General features: G+C 52.2%; 13 protein-coding genes and 2 pseudogenes. 8 read left to right on the top strand and 7 right to left on the bottom strand.

The genetic code is table 11. The annotated features are described in order from the left end of the window. The first annotated feature begins 4 nt into the window (after positions 1 to 4). The 4 genes and pseudogenes from ABV298_RS21020 (at position 5) to ABV298_RS21035 (ending at position 5053) form a co-directional block, all read left to right on the top strand. Positions 5 to 2313 (top strand): annotated as a pseudogene (locus ABV298_RS21020) (arylsulfatase). Between the two features lie 135 nt (positions 2314 to 2448). Continuing rightward, positions 2449 to 2682, top strand: a complete 234-nt coding sequence (locus ABV298_RS21025) for a hypothetical protein (RefSeq protein ID WP_353718129.1) — start codon at positions 2449 to 2451, stop codon at positions 2680 to 2682. Continuing rightward, positions 2642 to 4273 (top strand): sulfatase-like hydrolase/transferase, encoded by a 1632-nt coding sequence (locus ABV298_RS21030; protein ID WP_353718130.1) that lies wholly within the window; start codon positions 2642 to 2644, stop codon positions 4271 to 4273. Before ABV298_RS21025 ends, ABV298_RS21030 begins: the two co-directional genes overlap by 41 nt. 57 nt (positions 4274 to 4330) lie before the next feature. After that, on the top strand, positions 4331 to 5053 hold the full coding sequence (locus tag ABV298_RS21035) for a thioredoxin domain-containing protein (protein ID WP_353718131.1): 723 nt from the start codon (positions 4331 to 4333) through the stop codon (positions 5051 to 5053). A gap of 69 nt (positions 5054 to 5122) precedes the next feature. On the opposite strand, the gene ABV298_RS21040 is transcribed toward ABV298_RS21035, so the two are convergent. The 5 genes and pseudogenes from ABV298_RS21040 to ABV298_RS21060 form a co-directional block, all read right to left on the bottom strand. Then, positions 5123 to 5323 carry a hypothetical protein gene (locus ABV298_RS21040; RefSeq protein WP_353718132.1) on the bottom strand — a complete coding sequence of 67 codons (201 nt, stop codon included), beginning with the start codon at positions 5321 to 5323 and terminating at the stop codon, positions 5123 to 5125. A 34-nt stretch (positions 5324 to 5357) separates the two neighbouring features. Then, complete coding sequence (locus ABV298_RS21045; RefSeq protein ID WP_353718133.1) at positions 5358 to 5624, bottom strand: hypothetical protein; 267 nt, start codon at positions 5622 to 5624, stop codon at positions 5358 to 5360. Between the two features lie 371 nt (positions 5625 to 5995). Further along, the gene (locus tag ABV298_RS21050) at positions 5996 to 7621 is read right to left on the bottom strand and encodes an NADP-dependent glyceraldehyde-3-phosphate dehydrogenase (RefSeq protein WP_353718134.1); all 1626 of its coding nucleotides are present in this window, start codon (positions 7619 to 7621) and stop codon (positions 5996 to 5998) included. Positions 7622 to 7731: 110 nt separating this feature from the next. After that, complete coding sequence (locus ABV298_RS21055; protein WP_353718135.1) at positions 7732 to 8592, bottom strand: MATE family efflux transporter; 861 nt, start codon at positions 8590 to 8592, stop codon at positions 7732 to 7734. An 85-nt stretch (positions 8593 to 8677) separates the two neighbouring features. After that, positions 8678 to 9061: pseudogene (locus ABV298_RS21060) on the bottom strand (MATE family efflux transporter); the annotation flags it as partial. A 163-nt stretch (positions 9062 to 9224) separates the two neighbouring features. Between ABV298_RS21060 and ABV298_RS21065 the strand changes: the two are divergent. The 3 genes from ABV298_RS21065 to ABV298_RS21075 all read left to right on the top strand — a co-directional run bounded on the left by ABV298_RS21065 (position 9225) and on the right by ABV298_RS21075 (position 14724). Continuing rightward, positions 9225 to 11687, top strand: coding sequence for a TonB-dependent receptor (locus ABV298_RS21065; protein ID WP_353718136.1), 2463 nt, complete (start codon positions 9225 to 9227; stop codon positions 11685 to 11687). Between the two features lie 138 nt (positions 11688 to 11825). Next, entirely contained in the window at positions 11826 to 12275 is a 450-nt protein-coding gene (locus ABV298_RS21070) for a response regulator (protein WP_353718137.1), read from the top strand. 52 nt (positions 12276 to 12327) lie between these two features. Continuing rightward, positions 12328 to 14724, top strand: coding sequence for a PAS domain S-box protein (locus tag ABV298_RS21075; protein WP_353718138.1), 2397 nt, complete (start codon positions 12328 to 12330; stop codon positions 14722 to 14724). On the opposite strand, the gene ABV298_RS21080 is transcribed toward ABV298_RS21075, so the two are convergent. Beyond that, on the bottom strand, positions 14725 to 15597 hold the full coding sequence (locus tag ABV298_RS21080) for a DMT family transporter (protein WP_353718139.1): 873 nt from the start codon (positions 15595 to 15597) through the stop codon (positions 14725 to 14727). It abuts the gene before it with no gap. 52 nt (positions 15598 to 15649) lie between these two features. On the opposite strand from ABV298_RS21080, the gene ABV298_RS21085 reads away from it, so the two are divergent. Then, the gene (locus tag ABV298_RS21085) at positions 15650 to 16000 is read left to right on the top strand and encodes a DUF1801 domain-containing protein (protein ID WP_353718140.1); all 351 of its coding nucleotides are present in this window, start codon (positions 15650 to 15652) and stop codon (positions 15998 to 16000) included. On the opposite strand, the gene ABV298_RS21090 is transcribed toward ABV298_RS21085, so the two are convergent. Beyond that, positions 15981 to 16190: a YwbE family protein gene (locus ABV298_RS21090; protein WP_353718141.1), complete on the bottom strand. Its 210-nt coding sequence runs from the start codon at positions 16188 to 16190 to the stop codon at positions 15981 to 15983. The genes ABV298_RS21085 and ABV298_RS21090 overlap by 20 nt on opposite strands. Positions 16191 to 16192: the final 2 nt, after the last annotated feature.

The raw sequence follows: 16192 nt of genomic DNA on the forward strand, positions 1-16192 counted from the left end.
GGTTATGGGAAAGATTTGTAGTTCGTGGAATAAACTGTCGCTTGGGGCGCTGGCCGTACTGGCCGCGAGCGGCGTGAACGCGCAATATGCGCCTGCGCCCGCCTATCAGGGTAAAATCGGCAAGACGGTCGCCGAAACGCAGCAATCGTGGCCGGAGAAAAAGAAGGCGGCGAAAGGCTCTCCGAATGTCGTCTGGATTCTGCTGGACGACATCGGTTATGGTGCGATCAGCACTTTCGGCGGATTGATCAACACCCCCACGCTGGATAGCCTGGCGAACAATGGCTTGCGATATACCAATTTTCATACGACGGCCATTTGCGCGCCCACACGTGCATCGCTGCTTACGGGGCGCAATGCGCATTCGGCACATATGGGACTTTTTCCCGAAACCGCCATCGGCACACCCGGCTACGACGCGCTCATTCCTTTTGAGAAAGGTACCATTGCCGAGATCCTGAAAGACAATGGTTACAACACATTTGCATTGGGTAAATGGCATATTACCCCGTTGGCGGACCTGACACCCGCCGGCCCGTTCAACCGCTGGCCGACGGGCCGGGGTTTCGAGCAATTCTACGGATTCCCGTCGCGCGGCAGCATCGACCAATGGCATCCCGAGCTTTGGGAAGGCACGCACCGCGAGCCCGACCGGCAGGATGGCAAGCATTTCAACGAACTGATCGCCGACAAGGCCATCAGCTATCTGGCAAGCCAGAAATCGGGAAATCCGGACAAGCCTTTTTTCTGTACGTCGCAACCGGCGCGGGCCATGCGCCGCATCAGGTAGCGAAAAAATGGTCGGATAAATACAAAGGTAAATTCGACGCGGGCTGGGATGCTTACCGGGAGCAGGTGTTGGCGAACCAGATCAGGCTGGGTGTGGTGCCGAAAAATGCCAAACTGCCGCCGCGTAACCCCGGTGTGAAGGAATGGAGCTCGCTGGGCGCCGACGAGAAGCGGCTGTATGCGCGGTTTATGGAAACGTATGCCGGCTTTTTGGAACAAACCGATTATGAAATCGGAAGGATTATCAACCATATCCGCGAAACGGGCGAGCTGGAAAATACGATCGTAATCGTGTCGGTGGGCGACAATGGCGCGAGTAAGGAAGGGACGTTCGTAGGCACCGTAAACAACTTCGGTACCGGCATTTCGGAGGAGGAGCGTTTGAAAAAGAACATCGAGCAGATCGACCTCATCGGCACCGAGTTCTCGAAAGTGAATTATCCCCTCGGCTGGGCCGCGGCCACCAATGTGCCGTTCCGCCACTGGAAGCAGGATGCGAACTCGGAAGGCGGCACGCATAACCCGCTCATCGTTTTTTATCCCAAAGGCATCAAAGAAAAAGGCGGGGTCCGGAACCAGTACGGTCATGTTTCCGACATTTTACCTACCACATTGGAACTGCTGAACATCAAGGCCCCTGCGGTTTTGAATGGCATCAAGCAGGATCCGATCGAGGGAACGAGCCTGGCATACAGCCTCAACGACGCGGGTGCCAAAAGCCGCCATACGGTTCAGTACTACGAAATCCGTGGTTCGCGCTCGATTTACAAAGACGGCTGGAAGGCCGGTACCCTGCATGTGAAAGGTCAGGACTTTGAAAAAGACAAATGGGAGCTTTATAACCTGAATGAGGATTTCAACGAAACGAACGATCTGTCCGCATCCGATCCGGCGAAGTTAAAAGAACTGAAAGCATTGTTCGATAGCGAGGCCTCGAAATACAATGTGTACCCGCTGAAAGACGGCACCGAACCGTTTACATTGCCTACCGCCTACAACGACGTAGAGAAGGTAGTCCTGTATCCGGGCCAATCGACGATCATCGACATCGCCAGCCCGTTCGCATTGAAACGCTCGTTCTCGATCGTTGCGGATGCCGTATTGTCGGGTGCGGAAACAGAGGGAGTGCTGCTGTCGAGAGGCGGTGCAGCTGGCGGGCTGAGCTTTTTTATCCAAAATCAGAAACTGCAATTCGTGTATGCCGTTGGTGACGGTCATAAATATGTGGTGAGCTCTTCGGCTGCAACATTGCCGGCAGGCAAAGTAGAGCTGAAAGCCAGCGTGCAATACGATCAGAATGGCGGGGGAGTGGTGAGCCTGTATGTCAACAATGCGAAAGTAGGAGAGGGCGCGCTTGCCAAAACTTCGGATGCATTGTATTTGCATGAAGGCGTAAATGTAGGCTTCGACGACCTCACGCCGGTAGGGGACACTTACAAAGTGCCTTTTGCGTTCACAGGCAAAATTCAAAAGGTAACCATCGATCTGGCCCCGACGCAGCAGGCCGTTTTGGGTGCGAAATAAGGGTTTTGATTTGTTGCTACTTGCCTGACGGCATTCGATTTAACTAAGTCGCGTAGCGACGTAACATTGGTAGGAAAGAGCCAAACCCCACGTTTTGAAAAAATCGCACAGCGATGTAACAACCATGCAATGCAAATGCATAAACTGACCCGCAAAATCCTTTTGGCGATACTCGCAATCGCATTACACCCGGCCATGGCGCAGGACCGCCCGAATATCCTCTGGATAGTGAGCGAAGACAATACCATTCTGCTGGGCAGCTATGGGGATCAATTCGCGACGACGCCTAACCTGGACAGGTTCGCGAGCGAGAGCATCCGTTACAAGAATGCTTTCTCGACGGCCCCCCGTGTGTGCGCCTTCGCGTAACACGCTCATTACAGGCATGTATCCGCCCTCGCTCGGTACCGAACATATGCGCAGCGAGTATCCGTCGCCGGCATTTGTGAAGTTTTTTCCGAAATACCTGCGGGAGGCCGGTTACTACACAACGAATAATGCCAAAAAGGATTACAACACGACCGACCAGACGGATGCCTGGGATGAATCCAGCGCCAGGGCAACTTATAAGAACCGCAAGTCGGGTCAGCCGTTTTTCGCGGTATTCAACTTAAATGTATCGCATGAAAGCTCGCTCCATGAGCCGCTGCCTGCATTGAAACATGATCCTGAAAAAGTGCCGTTACCGCCTTACCATCCGGTGACACCCGAGCTGAAACACGATTGGGCGCAGTATTACGATAAGCTGGAAGAAATGGACCGGCAGTTTGGAAAGCTGTGGCAGGAGTTGAAAGACGAAGGCCTGGCCGACAATACGATCGTGTTCTATTATGCCGATAACGGAGGGGTGCTCGCGCGCAGCAAACGGTTTATGTATGAATCCGGCCTGCATGTACCGCTCATCGTCCATTTGCCGCCCAAGTATGCGCATTTGGCAAAGCAGGGACAGGGTACCGTGTCGGACAGGCTGGTAACCTTCCTGGATTTCGCGCCTACTGTTTTGAGTTTGGCGGATATCAAAGTGCCCGACTACATGCAGGGAAATGCTTTTTTGGGCAAACAGCAGAAGCCGGAGCCGCAATATGCATACGGTTTCAGGGGCAGAATGGACGAGCGGATCGATATGTCGCGGTCGGTGCGGGATAAGAAATTCCGTTATATCCGGAATTATTTGCCCAACAAAATCTACGGCCAGTACCTCGAATACCTTTGGCGCGCTCCTTCGGTGAAATCGTGGGAGAACCTTTATAAGGCCGGTAAGCTGAATGCGGTGCAATCGAAATTCTGGGAAGAAAAACCTGCCGAGGAGCTTTTCGACGTCGATGCAGACCCGCATAACATTCGCAACCTCGCCGGCGATCCGAAATACAAAAAGGACCTGGAAAGATTGCGCAAAGCCAATGAGGAGTGGATCGGCAGCTATAAGGATGTCGGTTTTATTCCAGAGGCGATCATTTACGAAATCGCCGGAACGACGCCTTTATATGATTATGCAAGAAGTGGCAAATACAATCTGGAGAAGATCGCGGCCACGGCGGACCTTGCTTCGTCGCGCAATGCGGCTAACGCGCGGGCGCTCATCCGGGCGTTGAGCGATGCGGACCCGTCGGTGCGGTATTGGAGTGCTACCGGTCTCACGGTTTTGAAAGCGGCCTCCGGCAAAGTGGCATTGCAAAACGCATTGAAGGATCCCGAACCGGCCGTGCGCATCGCGGCAGCCGAAGCGCTGTATGTGACCGGCGCCGACAAACCCGAAGCCATAGCGGTATTGACAGACGCATTGAAGAGCGATAACCCATACGTTCGTTTGCAAGCGCTCAATGTCCTGGATTTGACCGGAAAAGATGCGGCACCGGCCATTCCGGCGGCTGAAAAGATTTCGGCGCAAAAGGCGGAAATGTTTGATTACGACATCCGCGCAGCCAAAGTGCTGGTGAACAATTTCAGGAGTTCAAAATAAAGTCGATAGCCAAGGCCAACCACCGAAAGCAGAAAAATCACTTTAAACTTAATTTCAATGAAAACTTTCAGACCATTGTTCGCATGGGTATGGCTGCTTGCCGCTCACACCGTCCTGTTCGCCCAAACCGCTCCCAGGCAGGACCTTGTTTCCTTCGAAGAATTTGAAGCGCGCCTGGCCAGGGCCGGCAAAAATGCGCAGATCCTCGACGCCCGTCTGCCGGAGGAATACGCCCAAAACCACCTTGAGGGTGCGGTGAGTTTCAGCGTAGCCAATGAGACGGATTTTGCCAAAGCCATTGCCAAACTCGATAAAAGCAAGCCGACTTTCATTTATTCCATTGCTAACGGCCGCAGCGGCAAACTTGCCGGCGAGCTCCGCAATAATGGTTTTAAAGACGTAACCGAATTGCCGGGTGGTTTGAGTAAATGGATCGGGCTGGGGAAACCCGTTGTTTCCACCGTCGGCCCGGGCCTCTCGCTGACCGACTACCAGGCTTCCCTGAAATCGGACAAGCTGGTGCTCGTTGACTTCGGGTCGCGCTATTGCGGCTCCTGCAAAAAGCTGGCCCCAATCGTGGATTCGATCAAGCACGAGCAGGCCAATTCGGTGAAAGTGATCAATATCGAAGCCTATGAAAACAAGGCACTAACCAAAGAGCTGGGCGTAACCGCATTGCCTACACTGATTCTTTACCGCGGAAGCCAGGTGGTTTGGAAGAAAACCGGGGTAACGCCGAAAGGCGAGATTGAAAGGGTACTGGCAGAGGCGAATTTGTGAGTGAACCAGTCTTAGTGGTAAGGTAATGCGAACCGCAAGCGCGTTAAATCCGACAGGCGGCTCGCATTATCATTCTTGCTTCTCCTTCAATGTTACCTTCGACCAGTTTATTTTTTCTGCGATTTCTACTGCCCGCTGATATTTGTTTCGAAAGAAGGGACTTTCTTCTATTTCTCTTACAAAACCTTCATCGTTTATCAGATCAGCCAGTCCGTGAGCCGTGGTTGACTCATTCCCAACTTTCTTTTGCGTTTTCTTTTCAATTGACACGGCCATAGTTGTTTATATTCATTAAAAATATTGATTATTTAGGTGCGATCAAAATAGCGTCGAAGCAACCGCGGTGCGAGTATTCGACCAGTTGATTCTCTTTGATTCCTTGAATTTGATAAAACGAAGCCAACGCACTCCAGTTGGATTCAATGACTCTTTGATAGAGAGCATTACGTTGATTCCTGCCTTCCGCATTGGTCTTCCCATCTGCGTAACCCTGAAACATCAGGAGAGCATCCGGGTTTTCAGTTAAAAATTCTCTTGCAATTCGGAAAACTGTCGCAATAACCCTGGGCATGTCACCATTGTTACTTCGGATACTATCATCCAGTACGAGTTTGTTTCCATGAACTCTGAGATCTCCGAACCCGAGATTGTAAAGCTTTTTTTGGCATTATCCCGGCTATCTGATTCGGGATTCGTCTGATCAACACGATTTTAGGGATATCGCCGTTTCGGCCTTTACTCACAAACGAATACGTATTGCCAGCCTCGGATTTGTTGTAGGCGTAAATCTCCTTGTTCATATAGTGTGCTTGAAAGATCAATATTCAAAACCCACCAACTACAAAGCCCTATTCATTCCGCATAACACCACTTATCCTGCGGTACAAAAAACGCCCGTCCAGTTTCCTGAACGGGCGCCTTGCGTTGAAACCAATGCAAAAACTAGAATATAAACTTCGTACTCAAAAAGTTGGAAGTATCGCCATGGACGATCTCGTTGATGAGCTGCTTGTTCGCGTCGTTCATTTTGAACGCTACCAGCGAGCGGATCGAGAAGGCGCGGATGGCGTCGGGAACGGAAAGGGTACCTTCGGCGCTGTCCTTGCGGCCGGTGAAGGGGAACACGTCCGGGCCGCGCTGGCATTGGGTGTTGATGTTCACGCGGCTGACCTGATTTACCAGCGGGTCTATCAGTGACGCTACTTCATCGGCGTTGTTGCTGAAAATGCTTACCTGCTGGCCGTGCGTCGATTCGATGAGGAATTCGATGGTTTCTTCGAGGTCGTCGAAGGGTACCACGGGCACGATCGGACCGAACTGCTCTTCGTGGTAGAGTTTCATTTTCTCGTTAACGGGGTAAACGACGGCCGGGTAGAAGAACGATCCTTCCGATTTGCCTCCGTTTTCGTTAACCACTTTCGCGCCGTGCGCTTCGGCGTCGGCAATGCAGTCGTTGAGGTATTCGATTTTATTGGTTTCGGGCAGCGGGGTAAGAGCCACACCTTTTTCCCAGGGCATGCCGAATTTCAGCTCGGCAACGGCTGCGCTGAATTTTTCCAGGAACGTGTCGGCCACGCTGCGGTGCACCCATACGATTTTCAATGCTGTACAACGCTGACCATTAAACGACAGCGATCCCGTGATGATTTCTTTCACAGCGAGGTTCAGGTCTGCATCAGGTGTAACGATGGCCGCGTTTTTCGCATCCAGGCCGAGTACCGCGCGCAAGCGGTTTACTTTCGGGTGCGATTTCTTCAATTCATTGGCCACTTTGCTGGAACCTATGAGCGTCAGTACATTGATTTTGCCCGACTGCATTAGTCCGGGAACGATGGCGTTACCCCGACCGTAAATCACGTTTACTACTCCTTTCGGGAAACAGTCGCGGAAGGCTTCCTGCAAAGGATAATGCAGCAAAGTACCGAACTTCGGAGGCTTGAACAGCAGCGTATTACCCATGATCAGCGCGGGAATCAGGGTGGTGAAAGTTTCGTTGAGCGGATAGTTAAATGGCCCCATACAAAGCACTACGCCGAGCGGCGAGCGGCGTACCTGGGCGGCGATGCCGTCGACGATCTCGAAACCCGACGAGTCGCGATCGAGGTTTTTGAGCGAGTCGATAGTGGCATAGATATATTCAACCGTACGGTCGAATTCTTTGACGGAGTCCGCAAACGACTTGCCGATTTCCCACATGATGAGCTTGACGATAATGTCCTTTTTCTCGATCATCCGGCCTGTGAATTGCTCAACGCAGTGGATGCGCTCGGCGACGCCCATGGTGGGCCATTCGCCGCGGCCGCTGTTATAGGCGGCTACGGCCGCATCCAGCGCCTCCGATGCTTCGGTTGCGGTGCATAGGGGATAGCTGCCGATCAGTTTGCGTTCGAGCCCGTTAGCCGTCCGCACGCAAACAGGCGAATACACCTCATGGAACGGCCCGTCCCAGGTCTTCATTTCGCCATTGCAGAGGTACTCGCGCTGATGGATCAGCGATGGCAGGCTGAACTCCGCCGGAATGTCTTTTTCTTCAACAAAGATGTTCCTTAACGTGGAATTGAAATCCATTGAATCAGATTTTTGTGGATAAGAATTGAATTAAAAAAAGCGCACTTGGATAATGACGAAGTTTCGCAATTATATCCTTATCAACAAGTCGGATTTTGACGAAGTTTTGTCTAAACCTGATTTCTTTTCGTCATTTTGAAGAAACGTGTCATCAGGAAAATCGAAGCCATCGTCAGGCCCAAGATCAGCCCCAGCCACATGCCCGACGCGCCCATGCCGAAATGGAACGCCAGTGTGTAACCAACCGGAATACCGATCACCCAATAGGCAATTCCGATCAGGATCGTGGGTGTTTTTACGTCTTTAATACCCCTTAACAACCCGGCCCCGATGGCTTGCGTGCTGTCTGAAATCTGAAAAACGGCGGCGAAAAGGAGGAGTAATGCGGCCAAGCCGACTACCTCGGCATTGTCGTTGAATGCAATCGGCAGGTGGTTGCGTAACACGCCGAATGTGATCGCGCAGAACGTTCCGTAGATAAGAGCGGTCACGAGCGTGCTTTTGCCAATTGCAACGATTTTCGCCCAATCGCTTCGGCCGAGCGCGTTGCTCACGCGTATGGAGCCAGCCTGTGCGAGGCCCATCGATACCATAAATGTGAAGGAGGCGCTGCTCAGCGCGATCTGGTGGGCCGCCTGCGCCACCGCCCCCAAAGTCCCGATAATAATGCCCGACACCGCGAAAGCGCCCGCTTCCATGCCGATCTGCAAGCTGCTCGGTACGCCGATATGCAGCAGCTCGCGCCAGGTTTGCCATTTGAAATACCATTGGCTGCGGCTTACGGCTATATATTTTGCAAAGGTTCGGTGCCTTAAAATCACGAACAGCAAGGCGAGGAACATCATGCTGCGGGTAATGAGCGTCGCCCAGCCCGCGCCTTCGAGTTCGAGGCGCGGAAAGCCCCAGTTGCCGTAAATGAGCAGCCAGTTGAGCAGAATGTTCACCGGCATACCCGCCAGTGAGAATATCATAGCCGTACGCGTGTGTTCCAGGCCGTCGGCGAATTGCTTCCAGGGTCATAAACAGCAGCATCGGGATAATGGAAAGGCCCATCAGCCTCATAAACGGAATGGCCAGTTCCACCACTTCCGGGTCCTGGCCGAGATTGTGCAGGTAATCTTTTCCAAAAAGCAATGTGATGGAAATCGCCAGCGCCGTAAGCGTGCAAAGACAAAAGCCATTGAACAGGTAATGCGAAACCTGCTGCGCGTCGCGGCGGCCATTGGCGAGGGATACCATTTGGGAAACCGAGATGGTCATGCCGATACCGATCACGAACGGAATGTTCATGGCGTTGATCACCAGGGCCGCGGCGGCGAGCTGTTTGTAGCTGATAGCGCCCACCATGGCGCTGTCGATGAGGTGGAGGGCCATTTGGGCCAGTTCTCCGATGATAATTGGGAACGCAAGTTTTAAAGTTTGTGATGCTTCGTTCTTCATGGCAATGTGCGGATGTGCAAAAAGATTGCAAAGGTACGCAAATCCTCGCGAGCGTCGGAATGTTCATTTTAATATATCGTTAAGGTAGAGTAAAACGGGACGGTAAAAGGGTTTCTATGGGTAGCAACTTTTAATGCATTTGAGAAAATATTACAACAGAATAATGGCTAGCAGGAGCAGTTTGAAGAAGGGCTTTTTACAAGGGAAGTGGCATGGATACGTGTGGTTTGCATTGATTTTCGGCATATCGGCATTGCCGGCCGCCGCTCAGGGCGGGGGCAAGCTTAAGATAACGGGCCGGATTATCGACGGTGCGAGCAACGCACCGCTCGGCTATGCGAGTATCCGGCTTTTTAAATCGGCCGACAGTTCTTTTGTGTCGGGCGCCATAACCGATGAAACGGGCGGTTTTATAGTCGATATCCAGGCGGGGACTTATTATGCCCTTACCGAATTTATTGGTTATAAACCCCATTACACACCCGGTATCAAACTGACTGCCGCCAATTCCCCGCTCGATCTGGGCTCCATTAAAGTGGCCGCTTCCGCGCAAACGCTCGACGAGGTAACCGTGCAGGCGGAGAAGAGCTCCATGGAATTATCGCTGGACAAAAAAGTTTTCAACGTCGGAAAGGACCTCGCGAATGCGGGCGGGACTGCGGTCGATATTTTGACCAATGTGCCTTCCGTGGCCGTAGATGTCGAAGGTAATGTGAGTTTACGCGGAAGCGGCAATGTACGCATTCTGATTGATGGCAAGCCGTCGGGCCTGGTGAGCATCAAAGGGGCCAGCGGATTGGCGCAGTTGCAGGGCAGCATGATCGAGCGGGTGGAAATCATCACCAACCCGTCGGCGAGATATGAGGCCGAGGGGATGGGCGGTGTAATCAACATCGTTCTGAAGAAAGAGCGGAAGGAGGGCATCAATGGCTCGTTCGACATCATTACCGGGCATCCCACCAATTTCGGCGGGGCCGCGAATGTGAATTACCGCAAGAAAAACCTCAATTTTTTTATCAATTACACTATGTCGTACCGGAATACGCCGGGTAAAAACTATGTGTATCAGGAGCTTTACCGCAATGATTCCACATTCATCATGGAGCGGGACATGAAGAGCAACCTGAAAGGTATGGCCAATAGCGCCCGGGGCGGTCTGGATTATTATTTCAATACAAAAAATGTCCTTACAGCCGCGTATACATGGCGTACGAGTAAAGGTAAGCGGTTTTCGACGCTGAATTACCGCGACTACCTGTCGAACCTCGGCAATATAACCAGCTACACCCACCGCACACAGGACGAGACGGAAACGGAACCCAATTCGGAATATGCGCTGACTTACAAAAAGACGTTCAACCGCAAGGGCCGGGAGTTTACGGCGGACGTGCGTTATCTCGACAACTGGGAGGATTCGGACCAGTATTACCACGAGAACGTTTACAAACCCGATGGTAGCCCGTCGGGCATCCCGCCGCTTTTACAGCGTGCCGTGAACTATGAAACGGAAAAGCAGCTGCTGTTCCAGGTCGATTATGTACACCCGTTCGGAAAGGAGGGTAAAATAGAAGCCGGCGGGAGAAGCAGCTCGCGGGACATGACCAACGACTACACCGTGACGCAGCAAACCGGCGACGGCGCGTGGGTTACGTTGCCGGGGCTTACAAACGACTTTTTGTATGAGGAGAATATCAATGCATTGTACGGGATGATCGGCAACAAAACCGGCAAATTCTCTTATCAGGGAGGTGTTCGGGCGGAATGGACCGGCGTGACCACTACTTTGAAACAAACCAATGAAGTGAATGCCCGGAAATATGCCAATTTGTTCCCCAGTATGCATATTACTTACGATTTTGCGAAGCAGAATGCCTTGCAGCTCAGTTACAGCCGCCGCGTCCGCCGGCCGCAGTATAACGACCTCAGCCCGTTCGCCACGTACAGCGATAACCGCAACTACTGGAGCGGTAATCCCGATCTGAACCCGGAGTTCACCAATGCCTTTGAACTGGGCCATATTAAATATATGAACAAGGGCTCGCTGACCTCCTCCATTTATTACCGCCACACCAATGGCAAGATCATCAGTATCCGCACGGTGCAGGACGACGGGAGCTCGTACACGCGACCTGAAAACCTCGGGACGGAAGATGCCTATGGGGCCGAATTTACGGGCTCATTTACCCCGTATCCGTGGTGGAAGCTCGACGGCAGTGCCAATTTCTTTCGTGCCATTACCGACGGTACCCGGGTGAATGAAGACTTTAAGAGCGATACTTACAGCTGGTTCGTACGCGCCATGTCGCGGTTCACGCTTTGGAAAAACACGGATGTGCAGCTGAGAGGCAATTACGAAGCGCCTCAGCAAACGCCGCAAGGCCGCAGAAAGGCCCTGGCGACGCTGGATCTGGCCGCTACCAGGGACATTCTCAGGGGCAACGGAACGCTCACGCTCACCGTCGTGGACGTTTTTAATTCCAGGAAATTCCGTTCCATTACAGAGGGGGCCAATTTCTATACCCGCAACAGCTCGCAGGGGCGTTTGCGGCAGATTAACCTGACTTTGAACTACCGCCTGCACCAGGCCAAGAAAAAGCCAAAAGAAAGTCTGGAAGGTGAATTTTAATGCGAATAAATTTAGTATACGGTTTTTATTGCCTAACTTGTATCTTCTTATCAACGGGATTGACTGCTGCTGTACCTCGATTAGGTTGAATGTATTAAGCAACGTTTATGTTATTTCGTGAGTACTTAATTTCAGGTTATGAGCACAAAACCAAATAAATCTATTTTCCTTGCCGACGACGACGAGGACGATTGCCTGCTCTTCGAAGACGCGCTCAGGGAAGTGAGCACTTCCGCGGAACTGATGACGGCAAGTGACGGGGTCGAGCTGATTGACCTGATGGAGAAAACCGTACCGCCTCCGCCCGACGTCATTTTTCTGGATTTGAATATGCCCCGGAAAAACGGTTTCGAATGCCTGGACCAGATCCGTAAAACCAAAGCCTGGGAAGACATACCGGTTGTGATTTTTTCAACCACCGGCCAGGAGGAAATGGTCAGGAAGGTCCACGAGAAAGGTGCTAACTTCTTTATCCGCAAACCGGGATCGTTTCCCAAACTGAAACAGGCAATCAAACAGGTGCTGGATATCGACTGGACGAAGCATAACTGGACGCCGGCTCCTGAAAACTTTTATTATCAATATTGACTTCTCCCGGCTTGTCCGCTTATTTTTGAAAGTATCTTCTTCGCGAAAAAAAGTGGACAAGTCTAAAAATCTCCATCAGCACACGTCTGAAAATAACGCGGGTCCTTCGCAATGGGCGAGCCTCACGGCCGATAGCGAAAGCAAGTTCAGAAATACGGTAAAGCAAGCCCCGGTAGGAATGGCGATCCTGCGCGGTGAGGATTTTATCGTAGAAATGGCGAACGACGCCTACCTGCGCATCATCGACCGTACCGAAGAAGAAGTGGTTGGGAAATCCCTCTTTACGGGCCTTCCCGAGGTTCGCGGGTATGTGGAGCCGATACTTCTCAATGTTTTGCATTCGGGGAATGCCTATCACGGAAACGAATTCGAGGTCGAACTCCGTCGTTTCGGGCAGCCGGAGGTTTGCTATTTCAATTTCGTTTATCAGCCGCTTTTCGACGACGATTCCGGCAAGGCATCGGGTATCATAGTGGTGGCTACCGAAGTTACACAGCAGGTTTTGTCCAAACAGCGCCTGCAACGCAGCGAAAACCAGTTCCGTAATCTGGTAACGCAATCCCAGTTCGCAAAGGCCATTCTCAAAGGACCGGAGCTGGTGATCAGTATTGCCAATGAGAGTATGCTTAGTATCTGGCGTAGGAAGTTGGAAGAAGTGGCGGGAAAGCGGTTGATCGACGTTTTCCCCGAACAGAAAGACCAGAAATTCATCGAGCTCCTGAACAATGTTTACCGCACTGCCCAAATCTATCGCGAAAACGAGGCGGTCACTTATGTGGACGGCCCCGGCGGGGTGAGAAAGCATTATCTCGATTTTCAGTACGCGCCTATTTTCGAAGTGGACGGCAGCGTATCCGGCATTATGGTTTCCGTGAACGACGTGACCGACAAGGTTACCTTGCGGCAGCAGTTCGCCGAAACCGCCGACCGCCTTTCCCTGGCGACCGAGGGGACACGCCTCGCAATCTGGGACCTTAACATCCAGACCCGGGAAATCATCCATTCGGGCCGGTTGGCAGTTATTTTCGGATATGATGAGCATACGGTGTTGAGCCACGCGCAAATGCGTGCGCAGGTCCATCCGGAGGACCGGCACGCAATCGTTGAAAAGGCATTTCAGATGGCGCTCGAAACGGGTGTTTACTATTACGAAGCACGGATTATCCACCAGGACCAGTCGATCCACTGGATCAGGACGCAGGGTAAGGTGCTTTTTGGCGAAGGGCATGTACCGCTGCGTATGCTCGGGACGATGATGGACATTACCGACCGGCGCGAATCGGAACTGGCGTTAAAAAAGAGCGAAGGGAAATTCCGTACGCTGGCGGATTCGCTCCCGCAGTTTGTGTGGACGGCCGATGCGCGGGGAAACCTCAATTATTTCAACCGATCGATGCTCACTTATTCGGGACATACCGGCGAGGAAATCGAGCGGGGAGGTTGGTTGCAGCTCGTGCATCCCGACGACCGGGCGGAGAGCCTGCGACTGTGGAACGACTCGATAAAAGCCGGCACCGATTTTATGTTCGAACACCGCCTGAAACGGTCCGATGGCGAATACCGGTGGTACCAATGCCGTGCGATCCCCCAACGCAATGCCGACGGCACTATAGAGATGTGGGTGGGGACCAGCCTGGACATTCATGATAATCGCCTTTTCATCGATCAGCTCGAAACGAAGGTGCAGGAAAGAACACAGCAATTGCTGGTTGCCAATAACGAGCTCGTTCGCACGAACATGGAGCTCGCGCAATTTGCCTACGTCGCCAGCCACGATTTACAGGAACCCTTACGAAAAATCCAGACCTTCGCGACGCGCATTCTCGAAACCGAGCGTGAAGTACTTTCGGAACGAGGGAAGGACTACTTTAACCGCATGCAGGCGTCGTCCCTGCGTATGCAGCAACTGATCGTGGACCTGCTGGCTTTTTCGCGCGCGAATGTTGCCGAAAAGCATTTCGAGAGTACCGATCTCAACCTGGTTCTGCAGAATGTGAAAGAACAGCTCAGCGACGTCATTCAAGCCGAAAATGCGGTTATAACGAGCGACGTGTTGCCGGTCAGGGACGTTATCGTGTACCAATTCGAACAACTGTTTATGAATCTGATCGCCAATGCGCTCAAATTCGTCGGCGCGGACAGGGCTCCTGTTATCGAAATCCGGACGGGAGAGGTGGACGGCGCCGCAATCCCGCTGGCAGGGGCCACGCCGGGAAGGCAATATCGGTACATATCATTCACCGACAATGGGATAGGTTTCGATCCTCAATACAAAGACCGCATTTTTCAGGTTTTTCAAAGGCTTCATAACCGTTCGACTTACGAAGGGACGGGCATCGGGCTGGCGATCTGCAAGAAGATCGTCGAAAACCACAAAGGGCTGATTGACGCGGTAGGAAAGCCCGGCATCGGTTCGACATTCATCGTCTATCTGCCGGTAGAGGAATAGCTAGGCCTTGCGGACGGCGGATTTCCGGCGACCGGTGTAAGTAATCGCAATGCCGGTAAGGATAATGGCACCGCCGGCGATCATTTGCATGGTTATTTTTTCTCCGATAAAAAACCACGCAAAAAGTCCTGTCACAACGGCCTGGCTCAGCAGGCTGAGCGAAACGCTTTTGGCATCCATTTGTTTTACCGCCGTGCTGATCGTCAACCAGCCGATAAGCTGACAAATCAGTCCCTGTACCACAAAAACGCCCCAGATTACCGGTTTGAAATACCACACGGGCTGGTCGAAAACCAGGCATACGACGAAGAGGTAAGCGCTCGAAACGGCCATGCTGACCGTCATGAAACTTACAATGTCGATTTTGTTCAGAACCGTTTTGCTGATGAGCATGTAGGAAGCGTAAAGGATGCCCGAAAGCACCGCCAACGCAAAACCGAGGTCGATTTTCATGGCTGTGAATGTCTCGACACCAATTAAAATTACCATTCCGATCAATGCGACCAGCGTGCCTGTCCAGAAGCGCGGCCCGGGTTTGTCGGGCAGGAAGAGAAACGAGCCGACCCCTACCCACACGGGCGAGAGGTTGGTGAGCAGTGTCGCCTGCGTGGCGTTCGAGTAGTGTATCGACAGGTTCCAAACCGCAATATCGGTAGCGAAAATGATCCCGCAAAGTACAATCGGAAACCACAGCGCTCCTTTTGGCAGAGTGAACCTTCCGGTAACGACCAGGTAGGGCAGTAAAAACAGCAATCCGAACAGCATCCGGTAAAATGCGGAAGTAACGCCCGACACCGGCGCCCATTTCACGAGCACGGGAAAAATGCTGATACTGATAATCCCGATAATCAGGTTAACGCGAGGATTTGACATAAATCGGATAAATTGAGGGCAAAGATAACGAATCACCCAAACCGGACGGACATTGAGAGAAATCGATCGCTATTTTATGGAGAGGCCAGAGCCGGCGAAAAGCTGCCTGCTTGCATTGAGGCATTTGGTACTTTCTTTTGATCGGCAAATACGGGAAGATTGGCAATATAAGATGCCATTTTACAAGCTGGGCGCGAAGCGGCTTTGTTATTTATGGCAAGAAAAGAAAACGGGCACGCCATACCTCGGCATTGTGGATGGCTACCTGCTGGAACATCCGCTGCTGGTCGCCGAAAAGCGTTCGAGGATGAAAATCCTGCTGATTAACCCGGCCGAAGACCTGCCGCTCGAAACCATTCACGAAATATTGGAACAAGCCAGGGCTAATCTTCGGTTTCAATAACTTTTACGCGCCCGATATCGCCCGATTCAAGCCTGACCTTAATGCCGTGCGTGTGCACCGGGGCTTTGGTGAGGATGTCTTTTACAATGCCTTGCGTGAGCTTGCCGGTCCGCTGGTCTTTTTTGAGTACAATGGACACGGCGAGTCCGGGTTTTATATTCCGTCTTTCTGTTCCTGATAATGAAGCCATTG

The sequence above is a fragment of the Dyadobacter sp. 676 genome (assembly GCF_040448675.1).
GTDB lineage: Bacteria > Bacteroidota > Bacteroidia > Cytophagales > Spirosomataceae > Dyadobacter.

Coding starts and splice junctions, on each gene's coding strand:
- ABV298_RS21025 (WP_353718129.1), top strand. CDS start 2,449: ATGCATAAACTGACCCGCAAAATCCTTTTGGCGATACTCGCAATCGCA.
- ABV298_RS21045 (WP_353718133.1), bottom strand. CDS start 5,624: ATGCCCAGGGTTATTGCGACAGTTTTCCGAATTGCAAGAGAATTTTTA.
- ABV298_RS21050 (WP_353718134.1), bottom strand. CDS start 7,621: ATGGATTTCAATTCCACGTTAAGGAACATCTTTGTTGAAGAAAAAGAC.
- ABV298_RS21035 (WP_353718131.1), top strand. CDS start 4,331: ATGAAAACTTTCAGACCATTGTTCGCATGGGTATGGCTGCTTGCCGCT.
- ABV298_RS21055 (WP_353718135.1), bottom strand. CDS start 8,592: ATGATATTCTCACTGGCGGGTATGCCGGTGAACATTCTGCTCAACTGG.
- ABV298_RS21030 (WP_353718130.1), top strand. CDS start 2,642: ATGCTTTCTCGACGGCCCCCCGTGTGTGCGCCTTCGCGTAACACGCTC.
- ABV298_RS21090 (WP_353718141.1), bottom strand. CDS start 16,190: ATGGCTTCATTATCAGGAACAGAAAGACGGAATATAAAACCCGGACTC.
- ABV298_RS21065 (WP_353718136.1), top strand. CDS start 9,225: ATGGCTAGCAGGAGCAGTTTGAAGAAGGGCTTTTTACAAGGGAAGTGG.
- ABV298_RS21070 (WP_353718137.1), top strand. CDS start 11,826: ATGAGCACAAAACCAAATAAATCTATTTTCCTTGCCGACGACGACGAG.
- ABV298_RS21080 (WP_353718139.1), bottom strand. CDS start 15,597: ATGTCAAATCCTCGCGTTAACCTGATTATCGGGATTATCAGTATCAGC.